We start from the raw sequence: 7,470 nt of genomic DNA on the forward strand, positions 1-7,470 counted from the left end.
AGGGTAATGGGTCTTTATTTCATTATCGCGGGCAAGGCTGATGCCTCGGCTCCCGATGGTTTAGGGAATAGGCGTATTGCCTATTCCCTATCGAAGGGGGATTGTTTTGGCGAGATTTCTCTGTTCAATGATCGGCCCAGTCCTGTGGCGATCCATGCCACTGAAGATCTCGAGGTCATCTTGATCATCCCTGAAGCGGCTAAGGAGTTGGTGGAGCGCCGTCCAAATATCGCCCGGGATCTGGGCCTTACAATCGAAGCTCGGACCCGTATGGTCGATGAATTGAGCCAGACTTCCACGCTGGAGTTTTGATCGTCAGACCGTGCCCCCTCCCCCACGCAAGCCCTAACCCTGCTGGGCCATGCATGAACTCAGCCTGATGGAGGCGGTGCGCGATCAGGCGTTGGCGGCGGCCCACGCCGATGGCGCCACCCGCATCACGGCGATCAGCCTGCGCATCGGCAGTCTGGCCGGGGTGGAACCGGAGGCGCTGCGCTTCGCCCACACGGTGGTGATGGCGGGCACGATCGCCGCTGGCGCCGAGCTGCGCATCGAGATCGAAGCGGCCGAATGCCATTGCTCCGCCTGCGACGCCCCCTTCCCCGCCCCGGATGGCTGCTGCGACTGTCCCCGTTGTGGTGCGATCAGCCTTCAGCTGCTGCGCGGCCGCGACCTGCGGCTGCTGAGCCTGGAGGTGGTGTGAGCGCAACATGGAGGCTGCCATGTTGCGCGATTGTTCCGTTTGTGCTCGATCCAGCGGCCGCACGGTGCCGAGCTGGTTAGCCCGCCGCAATCTCTGCCAGGCGCCTGTCATGGGTCCAGAGGGGGCAGCCGGAAAGCCGTGCCGCAGCCAGCAGGTGGGCATCGATGTAGCCGATGCCACGTCCCATCAGTTGTTGCTGCTCAATCATCATCAAGACTTCCGAGTCGCTGGCCACCGTGGCCGCAGGCAAGCCCTGGAGCAGTTCAAGCACCTGCCGGCGATTCCGCACGTTGCCGCAGGCGAGTTCGCCGATCACCCAGGGGTGAACCATTACAGCGCTCTCCTGCAGGAGCGCTGCCAAACGGGGCACCCCACGGCGCAGGTGATCCACCCACACGGAGGTGTCGACGAGGATCAAAGGGTGCTCCGCCGCCGGGGAATCGGCTCCAGTTCTGGTTCACTGCCGCCGAGGGCGGCCAGGCGTCGGGCACTTTCCCGCTGCACAAGGGCCTGTAGGGCCTGTTTGAGCAGCGCACTGCGCTCGAGTTGCCCGCACAGCTCCTGGGCTTGGGAGAGGAGCGCGTCGTCCAGCGTGACAGTGGTGCGCATCGGGGAAGCTGCCAGGGCATCAAGTTAAGAGCATCATTTTAATCATCAAATGATGCCGCTGCCCGCACCGCGCAGCGCTCCTAGCCTGGAGATGGCCCCAGCCCCGTGTCCCCATGTGCCGCGACTGCTCCTGCGGACAGCCGGCGCCTGAGCCGCTCCCAGAACCAACCCGCCAGCTACCCCTGCACACGGCCCTGCTGCAGCGCAACGACGCCCAGGCCGCCGGCCTGCGCCAGCGCTTCGAAGCCGCAGGCGTCACGGTGGTGAACCTGCTCTCCTCCCCCGGCTCGGGCAAAACCGCCCTGCTCGAAGCCCTGGCCCAGCGCCTCGATCCCACCGGCTTGGCAGTGATCGTCGGCGATCTGGCCACCGACAACGACGCCCGCCGCCTGCAGGCCGCCGGGCTGGCGGCGGTGCAGATCACCACCGGCCAGGCCTGCCACCTGGAGGCGCCGATGGTGGCCGAGGGTCTACATCGCCTCCATCACCAGGGCATCAGCCTTGAGCAGCTCGAGCTGCTGGTGATCGAGAACGTCGGCAACCTGGTGTGCCCCGGCGCCTACGACCTGGGCGAGAGCCTGCGGGTGGTGCTGCTCTCCACCACCGAGGGAGAAGACAAGCCGCTTAAATATGCGCCGATCTTCCACGGCGCCGACCTGGTGTTGATCACCAAGATCGACCTGGCCGCAGCGGTGGGCTTCGATCGCGCCGCCGCCCACGCCGCCATTGCCCGGGTCGCCCCCCACGCCCTGGTGCTGGAAACCTCAGCCCGCAGCGGCGCCGGCCTCGATGCCCTGATCAACGCCCTGGCGCGATGAGCGTGGCGCGGCTGCGCCTCTGGTGCCGCGGCGTGGTGCAGGGGGTGGGGTTTCGGCCCCTGGTGCACCGCCTGGCCGCCGAGCTGCAGCTGGTGGGCGAGGTGGAAAACGTCGCTGGCGCCGTAAGGCTGGAGTTGCAGGGGGAGCGCCGCTCGCTTGAGCTGCTGGTGCGGCGGTTGCCCGAGGAGTTGCAGCCCCCCGGCGCTTTAGAGCCACTGGTGCCCGAGTGGCTCCCGCCCCTCGTTCCGGCGCCGCCTGGCCTGCGCATCGCCGCCGCCACCGCCCAACCCCTAGGCGCCGGCCTGATCGCCCCGGCCCTGGCCGCCGATCTGGCCCCCTGCCCCACCTGTCTTGCGGAGCTGGCCGACCCTGCCAACCGCCGCCACCGCTACCCCTTCATCAGCTGCAGCCAGTGCGGGCCGCGCTATTCGATCGCCACGGCCGTGCCCTACGCCCGCGCCCACACCAGCCTGGCGGGCTTCCGCCTGTGCGCCCTCTGCCAGAAGGAGTTTGACGACCCCGGCGATCGCCGCTTCCACGCCGAAACGATCGGCTGCCCCGCCTGCGGGCCCCAGTTGCAGTGGCAGGGACCCACAGACTGTGGAGCGGAACCGCTGTCGGCAGCCCTGGCCCTGCTGGCGGCGGGCGGGATTCTGGCCCTGCAGGGGGTGGGTGGCTTCCAGCTGCTGGTGGCTGCCGGCGATCCGGCGGCGGTGGCCCGGTTGCGCCAGCGCAAGCAGCGGCCCGCTAAGCCCCTGGCCCTGCTGGTGGCCGATCTGGAGGCCATCGCTCCCCTGGTGGAGCTATCGGAGCTTGAAAAGCTCCAGCTGCAGCAACCGGCCGCGCCGATCGTGCTGCTGCGGTTGCGGCCAGGCCAGCGCCAGCCCTTCGCCGGGGTGGCCCCCGGTAGCGCCGCTTTGGGGGTGATGCTGCCGGCTTCGCCCCTGCACCAGCTGCTGGCGGAGGGTTTTGGCCGCCCGCTGGTGGCCACCAGCGGCAACCGCAGCGGCGAGCCCCTCTGCCTCGATCCGGCCGAGGCCCTCGATCGCCTCGCCGGCATCGCCGATGGCTTCCTGCTGCACAACCGCCCGATCGCCCGCCGCCTCGACGACTCGGTGCTGCAGCTGATCGAAGGGCGGCCGGTGCTGCTGCGCCGGGCCCGCGGCTACGCCCCCCAGGCCCTAGCTCTGCAGGCTCCGCCGTGCACCGCCCTGGCCCTTGGCGGCGATCTCAAAAGTGCACCGGCCCTGGCGCAGGGCGGTCGGGTGTGGCTGGCGCCGCTGCTGGGTGATCTGGCCGGGCCCCTGCCCCAGCAGCTGCTGGGCGAGGGGCTCGAGCAGCTGCTGGAGCGCCCCGGCCCCGGGCTCGCTGCCCTGGCCTGCGATGGCCATCCCGGCTACGCCAGCCATCAGCTGGCGGCGGCGGCGGCCCGGCGGCTGGGGATGCCGTTGCAGCTGGTGCAGCACCACCGCGCCCATGGCCTGGCGGTGGCGGCCGAGCACGGCCTGCAGCTGCCGCTGCTGGTGTGGGCCTGCGACGGCCTTGGCTATGGCGAGCCGGCCGGGGCAAGCGGCCATCGGCTCTGGGGCGGCGAGCTGCTCTGGCTCACGGCCAGCGGGGCTGAGCGTTGGGCCTGCCTGCGCCCCTTTCCCCTGCCCGGCGGCGAGCGGGCCATGGCCGAACCCCGCCGGGCCGCCCTGGGGCTGCTGGCGGCGGCCGGCCCGGAGTCCTTGAGCCATCCGGGGGCCGCTGCCTGCCGGGCTGCTTTCAGCCCCGGCGACTGGCAGCAGCTGCTGCAGGCCATCGCCAGCGGCTGTAATAGCCCCCTTTGCTCCAGCACTGGCCGCCTGTTTGATGCGGCGGCCTCCCTGCTGGATCTGTGCCAGCGCAGCAGCTTTGAGGGGGAGGCGGGGCTGCTGCTGGAGGGCCTAGCCCTGCAGGCCCCCCTGCTGCTGGTGGCGCCCATGCCGCTGCTGCCGGCCGCTGGGCTGGAGCTTGGCTGGCTCGATTGGCAGCCCCTGTTGCAGAGCTTGTTGAACGCGGGCGTGGCTGGGGTGGCGCCGCAGGAGAGCGCTGCCTGCTTCCACGCTTCCCTGGTGGCCGGCTTGGCCAGTGCGGCAGCTCAGGCGGCTGGGCGCCTTGGTGCCACCACCGTGCTGCTGGCCGGTGGCTGCTTCCAGAACCGCTTGCTGCTGGAGAGCAGCGCCGCTGCCCTGCGCGCGGCGGGCTTGGTGCCCCGCTGGGCCGAGCAGCTGCCCAGCAACGACGGCGGCTTGGCCTTAGGCCAGCTTTGGGCAGCTCTGGCTGATCTGCCTATAACGAAGGAAAGCGCGGCGGTCTGCTGATGTGCCTGGCGACCCCTGGGGTGATCCTGGTGATCACTGACTCGGCCCCAGAGGCAGGCGCCGGCGATGGGGCCCTTTGGCGCCAGGCCGAGGTGGATTTCGGTGGCGTGCGCCAGGTTGTGAGCCTGGCCTGTTTGCCGGAGGCGGCGGTGGGCGATCGGGTACTGGTGCATGTGGGGATGGCCCTGAGCGTCGTGCTCGATGACGATCCCGCCGAGGAGCCATGAGCAGCCCCCAGCTCACTACCACCAAGAACACGATTGACGGCAACGAGGCCGTGGCTCGGGTGGCCTACCGCCTCAATGAGGTGATCGCCATCTACCCGATCACGCCGGCCTCGCCGATGGGTGAGTTGGCTGATGCCTGGGCGGCGGAAGGGCGGCCCAACCTCTGGGGCAGCGTGCCGTCGGTGGTGGAGCTGCAGAGCGAAGCGGGTGCTGCTGGCACGGTGCATGGCGCCCTGCAGGCCGGGGCGCTCACCACCACCTTCACGGCCAGCCAGGGGCTGCTGTTGATGATCCCCAACCTCTACAAGCTGGCGGGGGAGCTCACCCCGGCGGTGCTGCACGTGGCGGCCCGCTCGCTGGCGGCCCAGGGCCTGTCGATCTTTGGTGACCACAGCGATGTGATGGCCACCCGCGGCAGCGGTTGCGGGATTCTCTGCTCGGCGTCGGTGCAGGAGGCCGGCGACTTTGCCGCCATTGCCGCCCGGCTCAGCCTGCGCAGCCGGCTGCCGTTCCTGCATGTGTTCGATGGCTTTCGCACCTCCCACGAGATCCAGAAGATCGAGCCGCTCAGCGACGGCCAGCTGCTCGAGCTGATGCCCGCGGCGGAGATCAGTGCCCACCGGGCCCGCGCCCTCAGCCCCAACCGCCCGGTGATCCGCGGCACCAGCCAAAACCCAGACGTCTACTTCCAGGCGCGCGAATCGGTAAACCGCTTCTACGACGGGGCCCCGGACCATCTGATCGAGGCGATGGAGCGCTTTGGCGAGCTCACTGGTCGCCACTACCGCCCCTACGACTACGTCGGCCCCGCCGCTGCCGAGCGGGTGCTGGTGTTGATGGGGTCCGGCTGCGAGACCGCCGTGGAAACGGCTGAGGCGCTGCAGGCCGCCGGCGAGCGGGTGGGGGTGCTGAAGGTGCGTCTGTTTCGGCCATTTGCGGCCCGGCTGCTGGTGGAGGCCCTGCCGGCCAGCACCCGGGCGATCGCCGTGCTCGATCGCTGCAAGGAGCCCGGCGCCCCCGGCGAGCCCCTCTACCTCGATGTGGTGGCAGCCCTGGCCGAGGAGTGGGCGGCGGTGCATGGCGCCGCTGCGTTGCCGGCGGTGTTGGGCGGTCGCTACGGGCTGTCGTCGAAGGAGTTCACCCCGGCGATGGTGAAGGCGGTATTTGACCATTTGCGGCCCCTGCTGGCAGCTGGCCAGCCCCGCCCGCTCAACCATTTCACGGTGGGCATCGACGATGACCTCACCCACCGCTCCCTGCCCTTCGACAACAACTTCCATACCGACGCCGCCGAGGTGCGCGCCGTGTTCTATGGCCTGGGCTCCGATGGCACGGTGGGGGCCAACAAGGCGGCGATCAAAATCATTGGCGAGGGCACCGATTTGTATGCCCAGGGCTATTTCGTTTACGACTCCAAGAAGTCGGGTTCGGTCACGGTGTCGCACCTGCGCTTTGGGCCCCAGCCGATCCGCTCCACCTACCTGATCCAGCGGCCCACGTTTGTGGCCTGCCACCAGTGGGATTTCGTCGAGCGCTTCGATCTGCTGGCCGGCATCGAGCCCGGGGGCGTGTTTCTGCTCAATAGCCCCTTTGCGCCAGCAGACACCTGGGCGCGGCTGCCGGAAGCCCTGCGCAGCCAGATCCGCAGCAAGGGGATTCAGGTGCAGCAGATCAATGCCTACCAAGTGGCGCGTCAGGCGGGCATGGGGCCCCACATCAACACGGTGATGCAGGCCTGCTTCTTTGCCCTCAGCGGTGTCTTGCCGCGCCAAGAGGCCCTCTCCCGGATTCGCCACTCGATCGAAACCAGCTACCGCCGCAAGGGTGAGGCCGTGGTGGCGATGAATCTGGCGGCCCTCGACGCCAGCCTCGAGCACCTGGTGCCCCTCGATTGGACGAGCCTCGACGGCTCCGGCCCGGAGCCATTGCGGGAGGACCGGCTCAGTGGGGCGCCCGATTTTGTGCGCGAGGTGATCGGGCCGATGCTGGAGAGCCGCGGCGATGCCCTGCCGGTGAGCGCCCTGCCCTGCGATGGCACCTGGCCGGTGGGCACAGCCCAGTGGGAGAAACGCAACATCGCCGCTGCGGTGCCGGTGTGGGAAACGGACCTGTGCGTGCAGTGCGGCAAATGCGTGCTGGTGTGCCCCCATGCGGTGATCCGCGCCAAGGTGGGCGCACCGGAGCTCTTCGCCGCAGCCCCCGAGGGCTTCCGCACCGCCCCCGCCCGCGACCCCGCCTTTGCCGGCCAAACCTTCACCATCCAGGTGGCCGCCGAAGACTGCACCGGCTGCTCCCTGTGCGTGGAGGTGTGCCCAGCCCGCGACCGCAGCGAGCCCAAGCGCAAGGCGATCAACATGGCGCCGCAGCGGCCTTTGCGAGAGCAGGCCCGCGGCAACTGGGACTTCTTCCTGCAGCTGCCCGAGGTGCCCCGCGCCGAGCTCAACCTGCACAAGATCGGCCAGCAGCAGCTGCAGCAGCCGTTGTTTGAGTTTTCCGGCGCCTGCGGCGGCTGCGGCGAAACGCCATACCTCAAGCTCGCCTCCCAGCTGTTCGGCGATCGGATGCTGATCGCCAATGCCACCGGTTGCAGCTCGATCTACGGCGGCAACTTGCCCACCACCCCCTGGAGCGCCAACGCCGAGGGGCGGGGCCCTGCCTGGAGTAATTCCCTGTTTGAAGACAACGCCGAGTTCGGCTATGGGATGCGGGTGGCGCGCGACCAGCAGCGCCAGATGGCCCTTGATCTGCTGGAGCGGTTGGTGGGCCAA

8 protein-coding genes are annotated in these 7,470 nt (G+C 69.3%); 6 read left to right on the forward strand and 2 right to left on the reverse strand.

Annotated elements, in window-relative coordinates; all coding sequences use genetic code 11:
• Window positions 1-312, forward strand: a 312-nt coding sequence (locus tag KBZ07_RS13645) for a Crp/Fnr family transcriptional regulator (RefSeq protein WP_254932125.1), incomplete at its 5' end; no start/stop codon positions are given.
• A 49-nt stretch (window positions 313-361) separates the two neighbouring features.
• Complete coding sequence (gene hypA, locus KBZ07_RS13650; RefSeq protein ID WP_254932126.1) at window positions 362-703, forward strand: hydrogenase maturation nickel metallochaperone HypA; 342 nt, start codon at window positions 362-364, stop codon at window positions 701-703.
• 76 nt (window positions 704-779) lie between these two features.
• Here hypA and KBZ07_RS13655 read toward each other — a convergent pair whose 3' ends face one another.
• Together KBZ07_RS13655 and KBZ07_RS13660 are read right to left on the reverse strand one after the other, a co-directional pair.
• Entirely contained in the window at window positions 780-1,121 is a 342-nt protein-coding gene (locus KBZ07_RS13655) for a type II toxin-antitoxin system VapC family toxin (protein WP_254932127.1), read from the reverse strand.
• Window positions 1,118-1,312 (reverse strand): type II toxin-antitoxin system VapB family antitoxin, encoded by a 195-nt coding sequence (locus tag KBZ07_RS13660; RefSeq protein WP_254932128.1) that lies wholly within the window; start codon window positions 1,310-1,312, stop codon window positions 1,118-1,120. Before KBZ07_RS13660 ends, KBZ07_RS13655 begins: the two co-directional genes overlap by 4 nt.
• 113 nt (window positions 1,313-1,425) lie before the next feature.
• Here KBZ07_RS13660 and hypB point away from each other — a divergent pair, with 113 nt between their 5' ends.
• From hypB to nifJ, 4 genes are all read left to right on the forward strand, one after another.
• Window positions 1,426-2,130 carry a hydrogenase nickel incorporation protein HypB gene (gene hypB / locus KBZ07_RS13665; protein WP_254932129.1) on the forward strand — a complete coding sequence of 235 codons (705 nt, stop codon included), beginning with the start codon at window positions 1,426-1,428 and terminating at the stop codon, window positions 2,128-2,130.
• On the forward strand, window positions 2,127-4,475 hold the full coding sequence (hypF, locus tag KBZ07_RS13670; RefSeq protein WP_254932130.1) for a carbamoyltransferase HypF: 2,349 nt from the start codon (window positions 2,127-2,129) through the stop codon (window positions 4,473-4,475). The genes hypB and hypF overlap by 4 nt, the downstream gene beginning before the upstream one ends.
• Entirely contained in the window at window positions 4,475-4,702 is a 228-nt protein-coding gene (locus KBZ07_RS13675) for a HypC/HybG/HupF family hydrogenase formation chaperone (RefSeq protein ID WP_197148154.1), read from the forward strand. Before hypF ends, KBZ07_RS13675 begins: the two co-directional genes overlap by 1 nt.
• On the forward strand, window positions 4,699-7,470 hold a 2,772-nt coding region (nifJ, locus tag KBZ07_RS13680), incomplete at its 3' end, for a pyruvate:ferredoxin (flavodoxin) oxidoreductase (protein ID WP_254932131.1). The genes KBZ07_RS13675 and nifJ, both read left to right, overlap by 4 nt.

It is taken from the genome of Cyanobium sp. BA20m-14, from assembly GCF_024346295.1.

What these genes read in the sequence shown, in the direction of transcription:
- hypA (WP_254932126.1), top strand. Translation starts at nt 362, where the DNA reads ATGCATGAACTCAGCCTGATGGAGGCGGTGCGCGATCAGGCGTTGGCG.
- KBZ07_RS13660 (WP_254932128.1), bottom strand. Translation starts at nt 1,312, where the DNA reads ATGCGCACCACTGTCACGCTGGACGACGCGCTCCTCTCCCAAGCCCAG.
- hypB (WP_254932129.1), top strand. Translation starts at nt 1,426, where the DNA reads ATGTGCCGCGACTGCTCCTGCGGACAGCCGGCGCCTGAGCCGCTCCCA.
- hypF (WP_254932130.1), top strand. Translation starts at nt 2,127, where the DNA reads ATGAGCGTGGCGCGGCTGCGCCTCTGGTGCCGCGGCGTGGTGCAGGGG.
- KBZ07_RS13675 (WP_197148154.1), top strand. Translation starts at nt 4,475, where the DNA reads ATGTGCCTGGCGACCCCTGGGGTGATCCTGGTGATCACTGACTCGGCC.